18 protein-coding genes are annotated in these 17,874 nt (G+C 59.1%); 14 read left to right on the forward strand and 4 right to left on the reverse strand.

All coding sequences use genetic code 11. The features are described from left to right. Positions 1-95 precede the first annotated feature (95 nt). From ACN19L_RS04390 to ACN19L_RS04445, 12 genes are all read left to right on the forward strand, one after another. On the forward strand, positions 96-1,547 hold the full coding sequence (locus ACN19L_RS04390) for a leucyl aminopeptidase family protein (RefSeq protein ID WP_426492325.1): 1,452 nt from the start codon (positions 96-98) through the stop codon (positions 1,545-1,547). Between the two features lie 130 nt (positions 1,548-1,677). Continuing rightward, positions 1,678-2,016 (forward strand): four helix bundle protein, encoded by a 339-nt coding sequence (locus tag ACN19L_RS04395; RefSeq protein ID WP_426492326.1) that lies wholly within the window; start codon positions 1,678-1,680, stop codon positions 2,014-2,016. Positions 2,017-2,102: 86 nt separating this feature from the next. Further along, positions 2,103-3,161, forward strand: coding sequence for a 4-hydroxythreonine-4-phosphate dehydrogenase PdxA (pdxA, locus tag ACN19L_RS04400; RefSeq protein ID WP_426492327.1), 1,059 nt, complete (start codon positions 2,103-2,105; stop codon positions 3,159-3,161). Between the two features lie 248 nt (positions 3,162-3,409). Beyond that, entirely contained in the window at positions 3,410-3,778 is a 369-nt protein-coding gene (locus ACN19L_RS04405; protein ID WP_354578974.1) for a helix-turn-helix domain-containing protein, read from the forward strand. 58 nt (positions 3,779-3,836) lie between these two features. Next, complete coding sequence (locus tag ACN19L_RS04410) at positions 3,837-4,388, forward strand: YceD family protein (RefSeq protein ID WP_426492328.1); 552 nt, start codon at positions 3,837-3,839, stop codon at positions 4,386-4,388. A 55-nt stretch (positions 4,389-4,443) separates the two neighbouring features. Then, on the forward strand, positions 4,444-4,668 hold the full coding sequence (gene rpmF, locus ACN19L_RS04415; RefSeq protein ID WP_125419020.1) for a 50S ribosomal protein L32: 225 nt from the start codon (positions 4,444-4,446) through the stop codon (positions 4,666-4,668). Between the two features lie 146 nt (positions 4,669-4,814). Further along, a complete protein-coding gene (gene plsX, locus ACN19L_RS04420; protein WP_426492329.1) occupies positions 4,815-5,756 on the forward strand; it encodes a phosphate acyltransferase PlsX in 942 nt (313 codons plus the stop codon). A gap of 69 nt (positions 5,757-5,825) precedes the next feature. Next, entirely contained in the window at positions 5,826-6,839 is a 1,014-nt protein-coding gene (locus tag ACN19L_RS04425) for a beta-ketoacyl-ACP synthase III (protein ID WP_426492330.1), read from the forward strand. A 174-nt stretch (positions 6,840-7,013) separates the two neighbouring features. After that, positions 7,014-7,577 (forward strand): elongation factor P, encoded by a 564-nt coding sequence (efp, locus tag ACN19L_RS04430; RefSeq protein ID WP_426492331.1) that lies wholly within the window; start codon positions 7,014-7,016, stop codon positions 7,575-7,577. A gap of 28 nt (positions 7,578-7,605) precedes the next feature. Continuing rightward, the gene (accB, locus tag ACN19L_RS04435) at positions 7,606-8,100 is read left to right on the forward strand and encodes an acetyl-CoA carboxylase biotin carboxyl carrier protein (protein WP_426492332.1); all 495 of its coding nucleotides are present in this window, start codon (positions 7,606-7,608) and stop codon (positions 8,098-8,100) included. Between the two features lie 111 nt (positions 8,101-8,211). Beyond that, positions 8,212-9,558: an acetyl-CoA carboxylase biotin carboxylase subunit gene (gene accC, locus ACN19L_RS04440; RefSeq protein WP_426492333.1), complete on the forward strand. Its 1,347-nt coding sequence runs from the start codon at positions 8,212-8,214 to the stop codon at positions 9,556-9,558. A 318-nt stretch (positions 9,559-9,876) separates the two neighbouring features. Then, positions 9,877-11,688: an alpha-amylase gene (locus tag ACN19L_RS04445; RefSeq protein ID WP_426492334.1), complete on the forward strand. Its 1,812-nt coding sequence runs from the start codon at positions 9,877-9,879 to the stop codon at positions 11,686-11,688. Between the two features lie 78 nt (positions 11,689-11,766). Here ACN19L_RS04445 and ACN19L_RS04450 read toward each other — a convergent pair whose 3' ends face one another. From ACN19L_RS04450 to ACN19L_RS04465, 4 genes are all read right to left on the reverse strand, one after another. After that, positions 11,767-12,240 (reverse strand): hypothetical protein, encoded by a 474-nt coding sequence (locus ACN19L_RS04450; protein ID WP_426492335.1) that lies wholly within the window; start codon positions 12,238-12,240, stop codon positions 11,767-11,769. Between the two features lie 67 nt (positions 12,241-12,307). Next, positions 12,308-12,895 (reverse strand): DUF3109 family protein, encoded by a 588-nt coding sequence (locus tag ACN19L_RS04455; protein WP_426492336.1) that lies wholly within the window; start codon positions 12,893-12,895, stop codon positions 12,308-12,310. Between the two features lie 122 nt (positions 12,896-13,017). Next, the gene (locus ACN19L_RS04460; protein WP_426492337.1) at positions 13,018-14,172 is read right to left on the reverse strand and encodes a glycosyltransferase family 4 protein; all 1,155 of its coding nucleotides are present in this window, start codon (positions 14,170-14,172) and stop codon (positions 13,018-13,020) included. Between the two features lie 182 nt (positions 14,173-14,354). Further along, positions 14,355-14,522, reverse strand: coding sequence for a hypothetical protein (locus tag ACN19L_RS04465; RefSeq protein ID WP_426492338.1), 168 nt, complete (start codon positions 14,520-14,522; stop codon positions 14,355-14,357). A 126-nt stretch (positions 14,523-14,648) separates the two neighbouring features. On the opposite strand from ACN19L_RS04465, the gene ACN19L_RS04470 reads away from it, so the two are divergent. Continuing rightward, positions 14,649-16,910: an ATP-dependent helicase gene (locus ACN19L_RS04470; protein WP_426492339.1), complete on the forward strand. Its 2,262-nt coding sequence runs from the start codon at positions 14,649-14,651 to the stop codon at positions 16,908-16,910. Positions 16,911-17,093: 183 nt separating this feature from the next. Next, on the forward strand, positions 17,094-17,822 hold the full coding sequence (locus ACN19L_RS04475; RefSeq protein WP_426492340.1) for a DUF4290 domain-containing protein: 729 nt from the start codon (positions 17,094-17,096) through the stop codon (positions 17,820-17,822). Positions 17,823-17,874 lie beyond the last annotated feature (52 nt).

The following is a 17,874-nucleotide window of genomic DNA, read 5'->3' on the forward strand; positions in this document are numbered from 1 at the left end:
GCTACCTTCACGGCCAAAGATACGCCAGTCCCGGCCGTTTCTTCCGGCTCCGGGCCGGAGGAGGGCCCTGGTTTCCTCCTTATTTGCTTCCACTCATGCCCCTAGCCCTCGCCTACTCCGCCGATTTTCCCGCCATTGCTGATGCCGTGTTCATTCTGCCGGCCGGTACCCAAGAGCTGCCCGTAACCGCCGCCGCCGACCTGCCCGAAGCCGCCCGCCAGTACGTGGCCGCCCGCCTGCAGGCCGATGACAAGCTCATCAGCGTGAACCAGTACACCCACCACCACTACTACGTGGTGGCCGAGGACAAAAAAACGGCGGACCTCGGGCGGGAAGCCCTGCGCAAAGCCGGCCACAAGCTGCACGCCCAGCTCAAGGCTGATGAGGTAGCGGAGCTCTACATCTGCAACCTCGCTGCCATTGGCGGTGCTTTGGCCCTGGCCGAAGGTCTGGCCCTCACGGCCTATCAGTTTGAGGGCTACAAAACCGACGAGAAATCGAAGAAGCCCGCCGTGCTCCAGCAGCTCACCCTGGTCGGCCCCGACCTCTCCGCCGAGCAGGTACAGGAGCTGGATGGCGTGCTGCAGGGCGTGTACCTGGCCCGAGACCTGGTGAACATGCCCTACTCCCACCTCAACGCCACCCAGTTGGCCCAGCAGTTTGAGCAGGCCGGCGAAGCCGCCGGCTTCCACGTGGAGGTATTGGACCTGGTGCGCATTGAGGCCCTGCGCATGGGCGGGCTGCTGGCCGTGAACCAGGGCAGCCCCGAGCCGCCCACCTTCACCATTATGGAATACAAGCCCGAAGGTGCCACCAACGCCAAGCCCATTGTGCTGGTAGGCAAAGGCGTGGTGTACGACACCGGCGGGCTCAGCCTCAAGCCTACGCCCAATAGCATGGACCTGATGAAGTGCGACATGGCCGGCTCGGCCGTGGTAGTGGGCGTGCTCACGGCTCTGGCCAAGAACAAGGTGCCCCTGCACGTCATCGGCTTGGTGCCGGCCACCGACAACCGCCCCGGCGGCCCCGCCCTGGCCCCCGGCGACGTAATTACCATGTACAGCGGCCTCACCGTAGAGGTGATGAACACCGATGCTGAAGGCCGCCTGATTCTGGCCGACGCTTTGGCCTTTGCCAAGAAATACGAGCCCCAGCTGGTGATGGACTACGCCACGCTCACTGGCTCGGCCGTACGCGCCATCGGCATTGAGGGCACTGTGTACATGGGCACCGCCGACGAGGATACCATGCTGGCCCTCAAAAAAGCCGGCAACGCCACCCATGAGCGACTGGTGGAATTTCCCCTCTGGGACGAGTACGCCGACCACATCAAGAGCCCCATTGCCGATATCAGCAATTTGGGCAAGGCCGAAGCTGGCGCTATTTCAGCGGGCAAATTCCTGGAGCGCTTCACCGAAGGCTACCCCTGGGTACACTTCGATATTGCCGGCCCCGCTTTCCTCACCGCCCCCGATTCCTACCGCGGCAAAGGCGGCACCGGCACCGCCATCCGCTCCACATATGCGTTTTTGAAGGGGATTATTTAGTGCTTAGTTGTTAGTGCCTGGTGCTTAGTAGCAAGTACTTGCTAACTAATTTCCGTACTTAATGCTAAGCACCAGGCACTAACAACTAAGCACTAAACACATGGAAGGGAGGTCATTTACCGACTTGCTGATGTGGCAGAAGAGCCGCCAACTTGCCAGCCTGGTATATACCCTAAGCCGTTCCTTTCCCAGAGAAGAAGTAGTCGGCCTTACCAGCCAGATACGGCGCAGTGCTGTTTCTGTCCCTTCGAATATTGCTGAAGGCTGTGGTCGGCAGCACCCTAAGGACGCCGTCCACTTCTTCTTCATAGCCCGAGGCTCACTCTATGAGTTGGAAACGCAGTTCTACATTGCTTTTGACCAATTGCTTCTATCGGAAGCTCAGTTAGAACTAGCCCTGGAGAACCTCACTGAGTGCAAAAAACTTTTGCACGGCTTCATCAATCATTACAAACAAAAGCTTGCGTAGCGCCTGCCATTAGCTGAGGGAAAGAAGAACTACCAACTGCTCCACCTCAAACTAAGCACTAAGCACCAAGCACTAAGCACTAAGAAATGCTTCCACGCATTGGTATTTCCGTCGGCGACCTGGCCGGCATTGGCCCGGAAATCATCTATAAAACCTTCCTCGATAAGCGCCTGCTCAAGTTCTGCACGCCGGTGGTGTATGGCACCGCCGCTGTGCTATTCGATGACTTTCCCCAGGACGCCGACCATGAGCCCCTCACCTTCCGCCAGGTACGGGAGGCCGCCGATATTGCTCCTGGCAAGCACAACGCCGTCACCTGCTGGGAGGAAGATTACCACCTCACCCCCGGCCAGCCCAGCCAGGCCAGCGGCACCGCCGCCCGTCTGAGCCTGCAAGCCGCCGCCCGCGACCTGAAAGCCGGCCTGCTCGACGCGCTGGTAACGGCCCCCATCAGCAAGGAAAACACCCAGGCCGACGACTTCCGCTTCCCCGGCCACACCGAGTTCCTGACCACCTTCTTCGAGGCCAAGGAAAGCCTGATGCTGCTCACCGACGAGGCCGCCGGCCTGCGCGTGGCTACCGTTACGGGCCACATTCCGCTCAAAGACGTGCCCGCCCGCCTTACCAAGGAGCTGCTGACTGCCAAACTGCGCATCCTGCTGAACTCGCTCAAAAACGACTTCGGCATTGCCAAGCCCCGCGTAGCCGTACTGGGCCTCAACCCCCACGCCGGCGAAAACGGCCTGCTGGGCACCGAGGAAGCCGCCGTGGTAACGCCCGTCTTGCAGCAACTGCAAGCCGAAGGTCACTTGGCCTATGGTCCCTTCCCGGCCGATGGCTACTTCGGCACCGGCCAGTTCCGACAATTTGATGCCACCCTCTCGCTCTACCACGACCAGGGCCTGATTCCCTTCAAAACCCTGGCTTTTGAGCGGGGCGTGAATTTCACGGCCGGTCTGCCGGTGGTGCGCACCTCCCCCGACCACGGCACCGCCTACGGCCTCGCCGGCAAGTTCCAGGCCGATGCCACTTCCTTCCGTGAAGCCCTGTACCTGGCCTGCCAGTTGGTGCGCTACCGCAAGGGCGAGGCCGAAATCAAGCCGATTACGCCCGGCCCGCCCCTGCGGAGTGCCCGCCACGACTAGAGAGCGTAGCGCAGTAAAAAGACCGTCATGCTTCGCGGGGCTCAGCATGACGGTCTTTATGCATTTTTGCAGATGCAGCCTAAAAACGCGTGCTCGAAGCCAATATTTTCGGGCGCGCATCTTTTCTACTGAAACGAAATAATCTTTTCAAAAACGAAATTTACTTTGCGGTTTTAAAATACTGCCGTAAGTTTGCAGCCGTAATCAGCGGAGCCGGTACGGTTCCGTTTTGCTTTTCACTTGTTTCGATGACGCTGAATACCCCGACTGACTACCGTACTGCCCTGCGCCGCCTTGATGCGTTGGTAGCCGCGGGCGTGGAGGGCAACGCAACGCTGGAAACAGAATTTCGCGAGCTGATTACGGCGCTGGATGCCTACGAAAGCAAGCTGGGCCTGCTGCCCATTCCCAATCTGCCGACCTCTCTGGCCGAAATGATTGAACTGAAGCGCCAGCAGATGCGGCTCAAGCAAAAGGAGCTGGCCGAGCTGCTGGAAGTGCCCGCCGGCCGCCTCTCCCAGATTCTGAGCGGTAAGCGGCGCGTGACGCTGGACCTGGCCAAACGGCTGTATGAGCGTCTGGGAATTCCCTCCGATTTTATCCTCAAGAACGCTTAGCTAGCTCCACCTCCCCACCGCTTTTACGAACCGGGCAAAACTTACTACTTTTGCCCCCTTGCAAAAAACCATCGTGAAGAAGGATTCGCAATACGACATCAACATTGCCCGGCTGGCCGATAAAACGCACCATTTTGCGTTTGACCTGGACCGCTCCTTCTTCGAGCAGTTCGACCAGGAGCTGATTCCGGATGGCAACGTGCACGCCGATGTGACGCTGACTAAAACGGAGCGCCTCATCACCGTGGATTTTGACCTGCACGGCACCGTGCGTCAGATTTGCGACCGGAGCCTGGACGAGTACGACCAGCAGGTAGATGCCGAGGAACAGCTACTGGTGCGCTTCGGCGACCACAACCAGGAGCTGGATGACAACGTGCTGCAAATCACGCCCGACACGCAGACGCTGCCGCTGGCCCAACACCTGTTCGACTACATTGGGCTGGCCCTGCCCATGAAGAAGTTGCACCCGCGCTTCCAGAACGAGCCCGACGAAAACCCTGACGCCGACGCCAAGCTCATCTTCACCACCCGCCAGGAAGGCGACGATGACCAGAACGACGACGATGATATTGACCCGCGCTGGAATGCGCTCAAAAACCTGAATTAGGCTGTTCTCAGCCAATTCATCATTCTTAATTCCTAATTCTTAATTTCTTTCAAGCATGGCACATCCTAAGCGCCGGACCTCCTCCGCTACCCGTGATAAGCGTCGTAGCCACTACAAACTGACCCCCAAAGCTGTTACCGTGTGCTCGAACACCGGCGAGCTGCACCTGCGTCATAAAGCCTACGTGGTGGACGGCGACCTGTACCTGAACGGTAAAGTAGCCATCAAAGACTACGCGCCCGTAGCCGCACCGGCCGCTACCGACAACGACGAAGAATAGTCGCACGTTAGCTGCTTATTGCCTCGCGGCTCCGCAGCCACTACCGCCGCCCGGCTTCCCGTGCTTGTTGCTGATGCAGCCGTGCGGGGCCGGGCGGTGAGCTGCGGCCCGAGGTTTCTCTCCCGGACCTCTTTGATTTTCCGTTCATGAAGATAGCCCTGGACGCAATGGGGGGCGATTTTGCTCCTCAGGCCGCCGTCGATGGGGCCGTGCTGGCCGCCCAAGCGCTGGCCGGTAAGGCCCAGATAGTGCTCATTGGCCAGGAAGATGCCGTTCGTCCGCTGCTGGAGCAGCACGGCGCGGCGGCTGCCGACCTCCAGCTTGTTCCCGCTTCCCAGATCATTGAGATGGGGGAGCATCCGGCCAAAGCGTATCAGCAAAAACAGGACTCTAGTATTGCCGTAGGGTATAAAATGCTGGCTACCGGTGAGGTAGAGGCGTTTTGCTCGGCCGGTAATACCGGGGCTATGCTGGTAGGCGCTATGTTCAGCGTGAAAGCCGTACCGGGCGTGATGCGCCCCGCCATTGCCAACTTCGTTCCGAAGCTGCACGGCGGAATGGGCATTATGCTGGATGTGGGGGCCAACGCTGAGTGCAAGCCCGAAATGCTGGAGCAGTTCGGTGAGTTAGGCTCCTTGTATGCCCAGTACGTGCTCGGTATTGAGAAGCCCAAAGTAGGCCTCATGAACCTGGGCGAGGAAGAAGGCAAAGGCACTGCCATTACCCAGGCCGCGCACCAGCTGCTGAAAGTAAATCCCCATCTGCACTTCATCGGCAATATTGAGGGCCGCGACCTGTTCAACGACAAGGCCGACGTAATTGTGTGCGACGGATTTACGGGCAACGTGGTGCTGAAAATGGCCGAATCGGTGTATGATATCATTGCCGAGAAGAATATTCACGACCCCTTCCTCGACAAGTTCAACTACGAAGCCGTGGGTGGCTCGCCCATTCTCGGCATCAACGATAACGCCATCATTGGCCACGGCGTGAGCACGCCCACTGCCATCTGCAACATGCTGCTGCAAGGCTACCAAATGGCCAGCTCCGGTATTGCCGATCAGATAAAAAACACCTTCAAGTCCTAAGAGCGACTGTAAGTCCGGCCGCCGCGCCGGACTTTTCCTTTGCCGCATCTGCTGTTTCCCAATTCGCTGATGAAGATTACCGCTGCCATTACCGGAGTGGGTGCCTACGTGCCCGACTACGTGCTTACCAATCAAGAGCTCGAAACCCTGGTGGACACCACCGACGAGTGGATCATGAGCCGAACCGGAATTAAGGAGCGTCATATTCTGAAGGGCGAGAACCAGGGCACCTCCGTGATGGGCATCAAGGCCGTGGAGCAGCTGCTGGCCAAAACCGGCAACAAAGCCGAGGACATTGACCTGCTCATCTGCGCCACCACTACCCCTGATTTGGTATTTCCGGCCACGGCCAATATCATTTCGGCGGCGGTAGGGGCTACCAAGGCATTCAGCTTCGATATGCAGGCCGCCTGCTCGGGCTTTATGTATGCCCTGGCTACCGGTTCTCAGTTTATTGCTACCGGTGCCTACAAGAAAGTAGTGGTCGTCGGGGCCGATAAAATGTCGAGCATTATCGACTACACGGACCGCTCCACGTGCATCATCTTCGGCGACGGTGCCGGCGCCGTGCTGCTGGAACCCAACACCGAAGGGCTGGGCCTGCTGGACCAGGAGCTGCATTCCGACGGCAATGGCGAGCAGTACCTGCACCAGAAAGCCGGGGGCTCACGCCGCCCGCCTTCGGCCGATACCGTAGTCAACCGGGAGCATTACGTGTATCAGGAAGGCTCCGCCGTGTTCAAGTTCGCCGTGAAAAATATGGCTGATGTGGCTGCCCAGGTAGCGGATCGGAACGGCCTGAACGCTGAAACCATTGACTGGCTGGTGCCCCATCAGGCCAATAAGCGCATTATTGATGCCACGGCTAACCGCGTGGGCATTGGCCCGGAAAAGGTGATGCTGAATATTCATAAGTACGGCAACACCACCAACGGCACCATTCCGCTGTGCCTTTCCGATTACGAGCAGCAGCTCCGCAAAGGCGACAACCTGATTATTGCGGCCTTTGGTGGCGGCTTCACCTGGGGCTCTTTGTACCTGAAATGGGCCTACGACCCCACCCCCGACCCCTCCGCAGCATAAGCTGACGCGGCGCGAAAACGGAAAACCTCCTATACTTGCACTCCCGACGTGCCGCCCCGCCAGTTTTCCGGGACGGCACGTTGCGTTTCCACCCTAGTTACTCATCTTCTGATTGTTGAAGCCCCCGGCTATCCTATCGGGTTTCCGCGGCTACTTTCTCTCAATTCCCTCTCCATGGCCACCACTGCAGATTTCCGCAACGGGCTCGTTCTGAATTACAACGGCGAGTTGCACGTAATTACTGAGTTCCAGCACGTGAAACCCGGCAAAGGCCCGGCTTTCGTGCGCACCAAGCTCCGCAACATCAAAACCGGCCGGGTTATCGATAACACGTTCAATGCCGGCGTGAAAGTGGAAACTGCCCGCGTGGAGCAGCGCCCGCACCAGTACCTGTACAAGGACGACTACGGCTACACCTTCATGGACAACGAAACCTTTGAGCAGGTAGTGCTGCCCGAGGCTATGGTTCCTTTTGCCGACATTATGAAGGAAGGCCAGGTTGTTACTATCCTGTTCCACGCCGAAACCGAGCAGCCCCTCACGGCCGAGCTGCCCACCACCGTGGAGCTGGTCGTAACCTACACCGAGCCCGGCCTGAAAGGCGACACCGCCACCAACACGCTGAAGCCCGCCATTGTGGAAACGGGTGCTCGGATTCAGGTGCCGCTGTTCATTGATACCGATACTAAAATCCGCATCAAAACCAGCGACTACTCCTATGTCGAAAGAGTCAAATAAGCAGCCCACCAAGCCCTCTCCCACCGCCATGAAAGCCAAAGAACTGCAGGACCTGATCGACTTCATTGCCAAGTCGGGTCTGAACAAAGTCAACATCGAAACCGAGGAGTTCAAGATTTCGGTGCAGCGTGAGCCCAACACCAAAGTGGTAACCTCCGGGGTTGCTATGCCGGCCGCCGCTCCTGCTCCGGCCGCGGCTCCGGCTCCGGCCGCGGCTCCCGCGGCCGCCCCGGCTCCGGCCGCGGCTCCGGCAGCCCCCGCCGCTGAAGCGGCCAGCGCCAGCCACGTAGCCCTGAAGTCGCCCATGATTGGCACCTTCTACCGCAGCAGCAGCCCCGAAACGCCGGCCTTCGTGCAGGTGGGCGACTTGGTGGAGAAAGGTCAGGTCATCTGCATCATCGAAGCCATGAAGCTGTTCAACGAAATTGAAGCGGAACAGAGTGGCCGCGTGGTGAAGGCGATGGTGGAAAATGCCTCCCCCGTGGAGTACGACCAGCCCCTGTTCCTGATTGAGCCAATGTAATTTTTGGAATTATGAATGATGAATGATGAATGATGAATTCGCCGCTGGTTTACAACCATCCTGATTTCTCATTTCATAACTCATAACTCATAACTCATAATTCAAGAAACTGTGTTCAAAAAAATACTGATTGCCAACCGGGGCGAAATTGCGCTGCGCGTGATTCGGACCTGCAAGGAAATGGGCATCAAGACGGTGGCCGTGTACTCCACGGCCGACAAGGAAAGCCTGCACGTGCGCTTTGCCGATGAGGCCGTGTGCATTGGGCCGGCTCCGTCGCGGGAGAGCTACCTGAGCATTCCTACCCTGATTGCCGCCGCCGAAATCACCAACGCCGACGCCATTCACCCCGGCTACGGCTTCCTGAGCGAAAACGCCGAATTCTCGCGCGTGTGCCAGGAAAACGGCATCAAGTTCATCGGGGCCTCGCCCGATATGATCAACCGCATGGGCGACAAAGCTTCGGCCAAAGCTACCATGATTGAGGCCGGCGTACCCTGCATTCCGGGTTCGGTGGGCTTGCTCGAATCGGTGGAGCAGGGCAAGAAGATTGCCGCCAAAATCAAGTATCCGGTAATTCTGAAAGCTACGGCCGGAGGCGGTGGGCGCGGCATGCGCATCATCAACTCCGAAGACGAGTTTGAGAAAGCCTGGAACGACGCCCGCACCGAATCGAAAGCGGCCTTTGGTAACGACGGCATGTACCTGGAGAAATTTGTGGTGGAGCCCCGCCACATCGAAATTCAGGTGTGCGGTGACCAGTTTGGTCACGTGTGCCACCTTTCGGAGCGCGACTGCAGCATTCAGCGCCGCCACCAGAAGCTGGTGGAGGAAGCCCCTTCGCCGTTCATGACGGAGGAGCTGCGTGAGCGGATGGGTGCCGCCGCCATTGCCGGGGCTGCGGCCATTGGCTACGAAGGCGTGGGTACTATTGAGTTCCTGGTGGACAAGGACCGCAACTTCTACTTCATGGAGATGAACACCCGCATTCAGGTGGAGCACCCCGTGACGGAAGAGGTAATTAACTACGACCTGATCAAGGAGCAGATCAAAGTAGCGGCCGGCATCCCGATTTCGGGCAACAACTACTCGCCCAAAATGCACGCCATGGAGTGTCGCATTAACGCCGAGGATCCTTCCAAGGATTTCCGCCCTTCGCCGGGTAAGATTACGGTGCTGCACATTCCGGGCGGCCACGGGGTGCGCGTGGATACCCACGTGTACGCGGGCTACCAGATTCCGCCGAACTACGACTCCATGATTGCCAAGCTCATCACCGTGGCTCAAACCCGGGAAGAGTGCATCGTGAAGATGAAGCGCGCGCTGAGCGAGTTTGTGGTGGAAGGCGTAAAAACTACCATCCCCTTCCACCTGAAGCTGATGGACAACGCGGATTTTAAAGCCGGTAATTTTACTACAAAATTCCTGGAATCGTCCTTCGATTTTTCGGATTTGTAAGCCGCCGATTTTCGCCTAGTTTCACAGGTCTGGCCCTTCCGGGGTCAGACCTGTTTTCGTTTATACCAAAATTTTACACTGCCCCAGCTTGTTAATCAGGCACCACACTTAGCTAATAGGACATTACTTATAAATAAACAAGTTGAAATTGTATCGTTAAAGTTAACTGAACATCATTTATAGGCAGAAAAACGATTAATTATAGGTTAGTAACCACTCACTAAATCTAGCCTGTGTACCTACCTATAATTGCACAATCCCGTCTTCGCTGCCCTATACTTGCACTGTTCTACTTCCACTAACCAAAACACCCACTTTATGAAAGCAAAACTGACCGCAGCCCTATCGGGGCTGCTGGCGGCAGGATCCCTGTTGTCTTCGTGTAGCAAGGAAGAGCTGCAGCCCGCGGCGACGGCCGTGCCCCAGGCAACCTCTTCCGGCCAGCACGCTGTGGTAACCAACGGGGTAATGATGCAGGCCTTTTACTGGGATGTGCCCATCAGCAACACGCAGGGCACCTGGTGGCAGGTGCTGGGCTCCAAAGCCTCAGAGCTGAAAGCGGCCGGTATTACAGCTTTGTGGCTGCCCCCGGCCTACAAAGGCGGCAGCCAGAGCGACGTGGGCTACGGCGTGTACGACCGTTACGACCTGGGCGAGTTCAACCAAAAGGGCACCGTGGCTACGCGCTACGGCACCGTTGGGCAGCTGCAGACGGCCATCAGCGCTCTGAAGGGCCAGGGCATTCAGGTGTACGAGGATATGGTGATGAACCATATGGCCTGGGCCGATGCACAGGAAAACGTGAACGGCAACCTGGTGTACACCAAGTTCAACTTTCCCGGCCGCGGCAACACATACAGCAGTTACAAGTGGGGTTTCAACAACTTCACCGGTACGCAGCAGGCTCCCAACAACGGCTGGTATCAGTGGAAAAGCTGGGATTTCCAGCCCTACGCCAACAACGACGCCTACGACAACCTGCTGGGCTCGGAAATCCAGTATAACAACAACGCGGCCAACCAGACCGAAACCATCAACTGGGGCAACTGGATTACCACCAAGATGAGCCTCGACGGCTACCGCCTCGATGCCACCAAGCACATTTACACCCCCTACGTAAACCAGTGGCTGGACGCGGTGAAAACCAATGGCCGCTTTGCCGTATCGGAGGCCTGGTTCCGCAACCTGCAGGACCTGAAGAACTACGCCGCCGCCACGGGCGGGCGCACCAGCCTGTTTGATGTGCCGCTGCACTACACCTTCCAGGACATGAGCAGTGGTAACGGCAGCTGGGATATGCGCGGGCTGCAGTTTGCGGGCTTCACGGAGAGCAACCCCACGCTATCGGTGAGCTTCGTGGATAACCACGATACCGACCACCCCGGCGCCTTGTACTCGCCCGTTACCAACCTCAAGATGCTGGCTTACGCCTACATCCTGACCCGCGCCAACGGCTACCCCTGCGTGTTCTATAAGGACTACTACAACTACGGCCTCGGCAACCAGATCAAAACTCTCATCGGCATCCGCCAGGCCAACGCCTACGGTGCCGCCTCGGAGTACACCAGCGCCAACGACGCCGACGTGTATGCCTACTCCCGCGCCGGCGACGCCTCGCACAAGGGGTTGCTGATGCTACTGAATGACGGCGGCTCAGCCCGCACCAAAACCATTACCACACCCTTTAAGAGCGCCACGCTCACCGACAAAACCGGTAACACCGGCGGCACGGTAACCACCGATGCCAACGGTACCGGCGTATTCCCGGTGAACAGCCGCAGCTATGCGGTATGGGTGCCCGGTGGCACCACCACCACGCCGCCCCCCACCGGCGGCACCACGGCCGTATCGTTCAACGTAACGTACAGCGGCACGGTATCGGGGCAGGATGTGTACGTGCTGGGTAATACCGCTCAGCTGGGGGCCTGGAACACGGCCAATGCCATCAAGCTCAGCGGTGCCTCCTACCCTGTGTGGAAAGGCACCATCAACCTGACCAGCGGCACCAGCGTGCAGTACAAGTACATCCGCAAGGATGCGGCCGGCAACGTGCTCTACGAAGGCGGCTCCAACCGCACCTTCACGCCCAGCGGCACCAGCCAGACGCGCACCGAAACGTGGCAGAACTAGCCACCACCTTCTCACATGTGAGTGAATCCCGAAAAGGGGCCGGCCGGTTGGCTGGCCCTTTTTTGTGTGCCCGCAGTGCTACCGCCGGTTTCCGGCACCGTCAAACTGCACTGGCGGCAGGATGTAGGGCCCCAGCACCCGTACCGGCTTGGCGTCAGGCTCCCCAAACTCCGTTTGGCTGTCGTCGGCCAGGTAACTTTCGCCGTTCCGAAATACGATGTTGTAGAAGGGGTTGTCTGGCTTTTCCGGATGCGTGAAGGGCACCAGCACCTCAACGTTACAGCTCACCGACAGCAGCTGGCCCAGCCACAGCGCCCGTTCCTCCCAATCCGATTCGGGCGTGCGGTAGAGGTTGAGCTGCTGGGTGTAGTGCGGAATTCCGGACTCCGTAACCTCGAAGAAAACGTGCGCCGGATTGCCCGAATTAAACTCCATCGGCTCCTCCCCCAGCAGCAGCGCCCAGGGGAATACCCGTAGCTGCGGCAGAGCCATTTGCAGCGTCTGCTGCAAGAGGTTATCACTCAGTCTTCTGGTAAAATGCAGCTGTGCCATGAGGTAAGGCGGCATGTAAAAAGGCCGGCTGTACAGCCGGCCTTTTAAGTTGAATCCGTTTGATTTTTTATCCGGCAGCTTCCCCGCCCTGCTCCTCTTTCTCAATCTCCGTCACCAGCTCCTGGTACCACGCCTCGCCGTACTTGCGGATGAGGGGGTCTTTCAGAAACTGATACACGCGCACACCCAGGTTGGCCCCGAAGGAGCACGCGGGCGAGCAGATGCTCCACCGGTCGTAGTTCAGGGCCTCGAAGCCGTCGTACTTGGTCACGCGGATGGGGTACAGGTGGCAGCTGATGGGCTTTTTGAACGAGGTAGCCCCGGCCCGCCAAGCATCCTCGATACCGCATTTCAGGATGCCTTTCTCGTCGTAGAGGGCGTAGGCGCACTCCCGGTCGTTGATGGTGGTGGTGCTGTAGTCGCCTTCCCAGTCTTTGATATAGAGGCCATGCTGCTCGATGGCCTGACGACCGGCCTCGGTGAGGAAGGGCTTGATGGCCTCGTACTCCTGCTGCAGAATCTGCAGCTCCTCTTCCTCCAGGGGCGCGCCCAGGTCGCCCTCCACGCAGCAGGCACCCTTGCAGGCTTCGAGGTTACAAACGAAGAAATTCTCCCGAACGTCGTCGGAAATGAGGGTGTGCTGAATCTGAATCATGGCGTTTTCTCTCGCAGTGTCTCGGGGTGGGGTACGCAGGGTTTCGCGGTGGCCGTTCACTGCGAGACACTGCGCCTTCCACTGCGCACCACTGCGCGAAACCCGACCGCAAAGATACCGAATTACCCCGCCACTGTCCGCAGCACTTGCTCCGTCAGCTCGCACTGACGGTGGTGCGAGTACGTAGCCAGAGCCTCGGCCTGCCCCGCAGCCCCCAGCTGCTCGGCCAGCCCCGGCTCGGTGAGCAGCCGCCCAATGCAGGCCGCAAACGAATCAAGGTTGCGCAGCTCGAACAGCAGGCCGGTACGGTTGTCATCGAGCAACTCGCGGGTACCACCGGCCGCCGCGCCCACCACCGGCCGCCCGGCAGCCAGGGCCTCGATAGTGACCATACCGTAGGTTTCGTTGACGGAGGCGGTTACCGAAATATCCAGGGCGCGGTAGGCTACTTCGGGCCGGGGTGTGAAGCCGCGCAGGTGCACTGCGTCGCGGAGGTCCAGCGCCTCAATGCGCTGCAGCAGGTTGTCGTAGTAGGCGGTGCCCTCGTTGCGGGTCGGCTCGCCCACCAGCAGCAGGTGCAGCTGCGGGAACCGGGGCCGCAGCCGAGCCAGCGCCTCCACCACAAAATCCTGGCCCTTGCCGTCGTCAAACCGCCCGATGAGGCCCAGCAGCACGGCCCCCGCGGGCAGCACCAGCTGCAGCCGGCGGCGGGCCTCGGCGGTGGTCAACTGCGCATCCGTGAACTTGTCCAGCTCCACGCCCAGCGGCACCACGTGCAGCTTTTCGGGAGCCAGCCGGGTTTTTTCCAGCACCTGCCGGGCCAGACCGGGCAGCGGTGAAAGCCAGGCCGCCAGGGCATTGTAGCGCAACGTGTGCACCAGCCCACGCTTGGCCAGCCCCAGCTGCATGTGCTGCTGGTACACCAGCGGCATACCGGGGCTGAACAGCCGTTTGCCTAGCACGGCCACGCCCAGGTCAGCGTTGCGGGTGATGAGTACGGCCCGGGTGCCGAACTGCGTCCACACCCCGGCCAGCCGGCGGGCGGCGGGCACGTCCAACGCTTTCCAGCGGTTCTCAAAGGGCACTACGGGCAGGCCCAGCTCGGCGGCGCGGGCGGCCAGCGGGGAGCCGACGCGGGCGACGACCTGCACCGGCCAGCCCCGCTGCTGCATCCAGCCGGCAAACCGGGCCGTGTTCAGCTCCAGCCCGCCCCAGCTATCCGACAGGCACAAAATGGACAGCGGAAACACGGCGGCGGGCGAAGTGGCAGGGTTCATGGCGCGAAGATACGGGCCGGCCCTATCCTATCCTTTCTGCATTGCTTCCAAGGCGACAAACCCAATAAAAACGCTTATGCAGACCACGTGGTCGAACAGGCTGCCCGTAGCCTGCTGCTGGTACCGGTTGCTAAAGAGCAGTATGCCCAAGGTAAGAAAGGTCATCAGTAGCCCCAGAACCACTACCCCACCCCAACCAGCAACGGGGTCCCGGGGTTGCACATATCCGCGAGGGGCATGCGCTGGGCCAGCCCGTAGCTCGTACCCAGCCCCAGCGCATAATACGCGGCGGTGGCAACGAATCCGCGGGTGATGGGGTTGTTCCAGGATAGTTCGTCGGCTGAGGTCATGCGGGGAGTAAGGATAAATACCGGAGTCAACTTAACTCTCCCTGCTCATATTTCCTTCCCCCACCCCAAAGCCTTACCTTTGCTAACAAGCCAAAAAGCTTAGTTTCCGATTCTGACTGATTACGCATGGGACTCGATTATCACTCGTTACTGAACCCCTCGCAGGCCGCGGCGGTGCTGCACACCGAAGGCCCCTGCATGATTATAGCCGGCGCGGGCTCGGGCAAAACCCGGGTACTCACCTACCGCATTGCCCACCTGCTGGAGAAGCAGGTAAACCCATTCAATATCCTGGCCCTCACCTTCACTAACAAGGCCGCCAAGGAGATGCGCGCCCGGATTGAGAAGGTAGTCGGCCCCGAGGCCAAAAACCTGTGGATGGGCACTTTCCACAGCATTTTTGCCCGCATTCTGCGCTCCGAGGCCGATAAAATCGGCTACCCCCGCTCCTTTACCATCTACGACACCCAGGACAGCAAAACCCTCATCGGGCAGATTCTGAAGGAACTGGAGCTGGATGATAAGCTCTACAAGCCCAACATGGTGCTGGGCCGGATTTCGGCGGCCAAAAACAAGCTGATTTCGGTGCAGCAGTACCTCAACGACCCCGTAATTCGGCAGGATGATGAGGCGGCGCTGCGGCCCAAGCTGGGCGTGATTTACCAGCAATACGCCAACCGCTGCTTCAAGGCCGGGGCCATGGACTTCGACGACCTGCTCTACCAGACCAACGTGCTGTTCAAGGACCACCCCGACGTGCTGAACAAGTACCAGAACATGTTCCGGTACGTGATGGTGGACGAGTACCAGGACACCAACTACTCCCAGTACCTGATTGCCCGCAAGCTGGCCGCCAAGGAGCGCAACATCTGCGTGGTGGGCGACGACGCGCAGAGCATCTACGCCTTCCGGGGCGCTGATATTCAGAATATTCTCAACTTCGAGAAGGATTACCCCGAGCTGCAGGTGTTCAAGCTGGAGCAGAACTACCGCTCCACCAAGAACATCGTGTGGGCGGCCAATTCGGTTATCAAGAACAACCAGGCCCAGCTGCGCAAAGACGTATTCTCAGACAACGAGGAAGGCCCGCTGATTGAGGTACTGAAGGCCGCCTCCGATAACGAGGAAGGTAAGCTGGTGGCCCAGAGCATCTACGAGGACAAGATGAACCAGCACTTGTCGTACGACGACTTTGCCATCCTGTACCGCACCAATGCCCAGAGCCGGGCCATGGAAGAATCGTTGCGCAAGCTCAATATCCGGTACAAGATTGTGGGCGGCCTGAGCTTCTACCAGCGCAAGGAAATCAAGGACCTGGTGGCCTACCTGCGCCTCACCGTCAACCCCAACGACGAGCAGGCCCTGCGCCGCGTGATTAACTACCCCAAGCGTGGCATTGGCGACACCACGCTGGCCAAGCTGATTTCGACGGCCGACGAGACCAACCACACCATCTGGGAGGTGGTCAGCAATGCCGATAAGTTTCTGCCTACCCGCACGGCCAACCCCATCGTCGACTTCGCCGAAAAAATCAAGGCCTACACCGCCGTGGCGGCCAAGGATGATGCCTTTGAGGCGGCCAAATTCATTGCCAAGAACTCGGGCATGATTGAGGAGCTGTATGCTGATAAGAGCATTGAGGGCCTCTCGCGCTACGAGAACATTCAGGAACTGCTCAACGGCGTGAAGGCCTTCGTGGAAGACCCCGAGCGGGAGGAGAAAACGCTGAGTGCCTTCCTGCAGGATATTGCTTTGGTAACGGACGCCGACACCAAGGATGCCCAGGCCGAGGGTGAGCAGGTGACGATGATGACGATTCACTCGGCCAAGGGCCTGGAATTCCGCAACGTGTACATCGTGGGCATGGAGGAAAATCTGTTCCCGAGCCAGATGATGATTACTTCCCGGGCCGACCTGGAGGAAGAACGCCGGTTGTTTTACGTGGCCATCACCCGGGCCGAGAAAAAGCTCACCCTGAGCTACGCCACCTCCCGCTACCAGTGGGGCAACCTGCGTAGCTGCGAAAAAAGCCGTTTTCTCGACGAGATAGACCCGCGGTTTGTAGATTTCAAGTACTCCGCCGGCCCCGGACCCGACCGCGCCGGACCGGGTGAGTCGCCGTTCGGGCACGTGTTTGAGCGCCGCAGCAATCTGGTTCCCCCCGCCCCGCGCAAAACGGCCGCTACCAAATACGTTGCTCCTTCCGACTTCAAGCCCTCCGACACCAGCAACCTGCAGGAAGGCCAGCGCGTGGAGCATCCCAAATTTGGTTTTGGCACCGTGAGCAAGCTGGAAACCGTGCAGGGCTCCACGAAGGCCATTATCCAGTTTGAAGAAGTGGGCGAAAAAACCCTGCTGCTGAGTTTTGCCAAACTGCGGGTGCACTAAGCCGTAAGGGAAAACGAGGTAGCCCGTTTCCTGCGGCTTTTCCCGTACTTTTAGCCGGGCCCCTGCCGTGCGTGCAGCGCCCTCATTTTCTCTTCCGAACCTTGCCCGGCTGGGTCTTGTCCAACACAAGATGCTAACGGGGCAAGGTTTGACGTATATTTGACCCTTCGAATACCATTTCTGATGACTTTACCCTCTCTCCATAAACACGAGCTGCTTCAGCGCGAATACGGCCAAAGCACCTACCAGCTGGTGCAGCAGTTGCGCGAGGTGGAGGACCGCGCTGAGCGGACCCGCCGCGCTCAGCTGATTGTGCAGATGATTTTCCGCATTCAGCCCAGTCTGCGCGACCAGCCCGATGGGCAGCAGAAGGTGTGGAACCACCTCTACGAAATGGCCGACGGCGAGCTGGACGTGGACTCCCCGTTCCCGCTGGTAGCCCAGGCCGACCGGAAGGCCCCGGCCCGCGTAGCGTACCCCAGCAAAGGACCCAAGTTCCGGGCCTACGGCCGGGCTGTGGAACAGCTGGTGGAAAAAGCACTGACCCTGGAAGACCCCACCGAGCGGGAGCAGGCCACCATTACCATTGGCCGCACCATGAAGTTTCTGTACCGCTCCCACAACAAGGAAAACGCCAAGGATGTCACCATTCTGAAGCACCTGAAGGAACTATCGGGCGGGCAGCTCACGCTGGACCCGGCTCAGGTAGATGCCCAAAACCTGTTCGACTTTTCGGCCCAGCCGGCTGCCGGTACCCGCACTACACCGTTCATCGTACCCCAGCCCCGCCAGGAGCGTTCCGACCGCTCGGACCGCAATGGCTCCGACCGCCGGGGCAACAACAACCGCCGCGATAAGCAGCGCCGGGGTGGCAAGAAAAACCGTCAGGAGCCTCAGCAACCCCCGCAGTAACTATACTTTGCAGGAGCTAGAAGCTAGGAGCCAGGAGTTTAGAAGATTATGC

This window comes from Hymenobacter sp. 102 (assembly GCF_049949205.1).
Taxonomy (GTDB): Bacteria; Bacteroidota; Bacteroidia; order Cytophagales; family Hymenobacteraceae; genus Hymenobacter.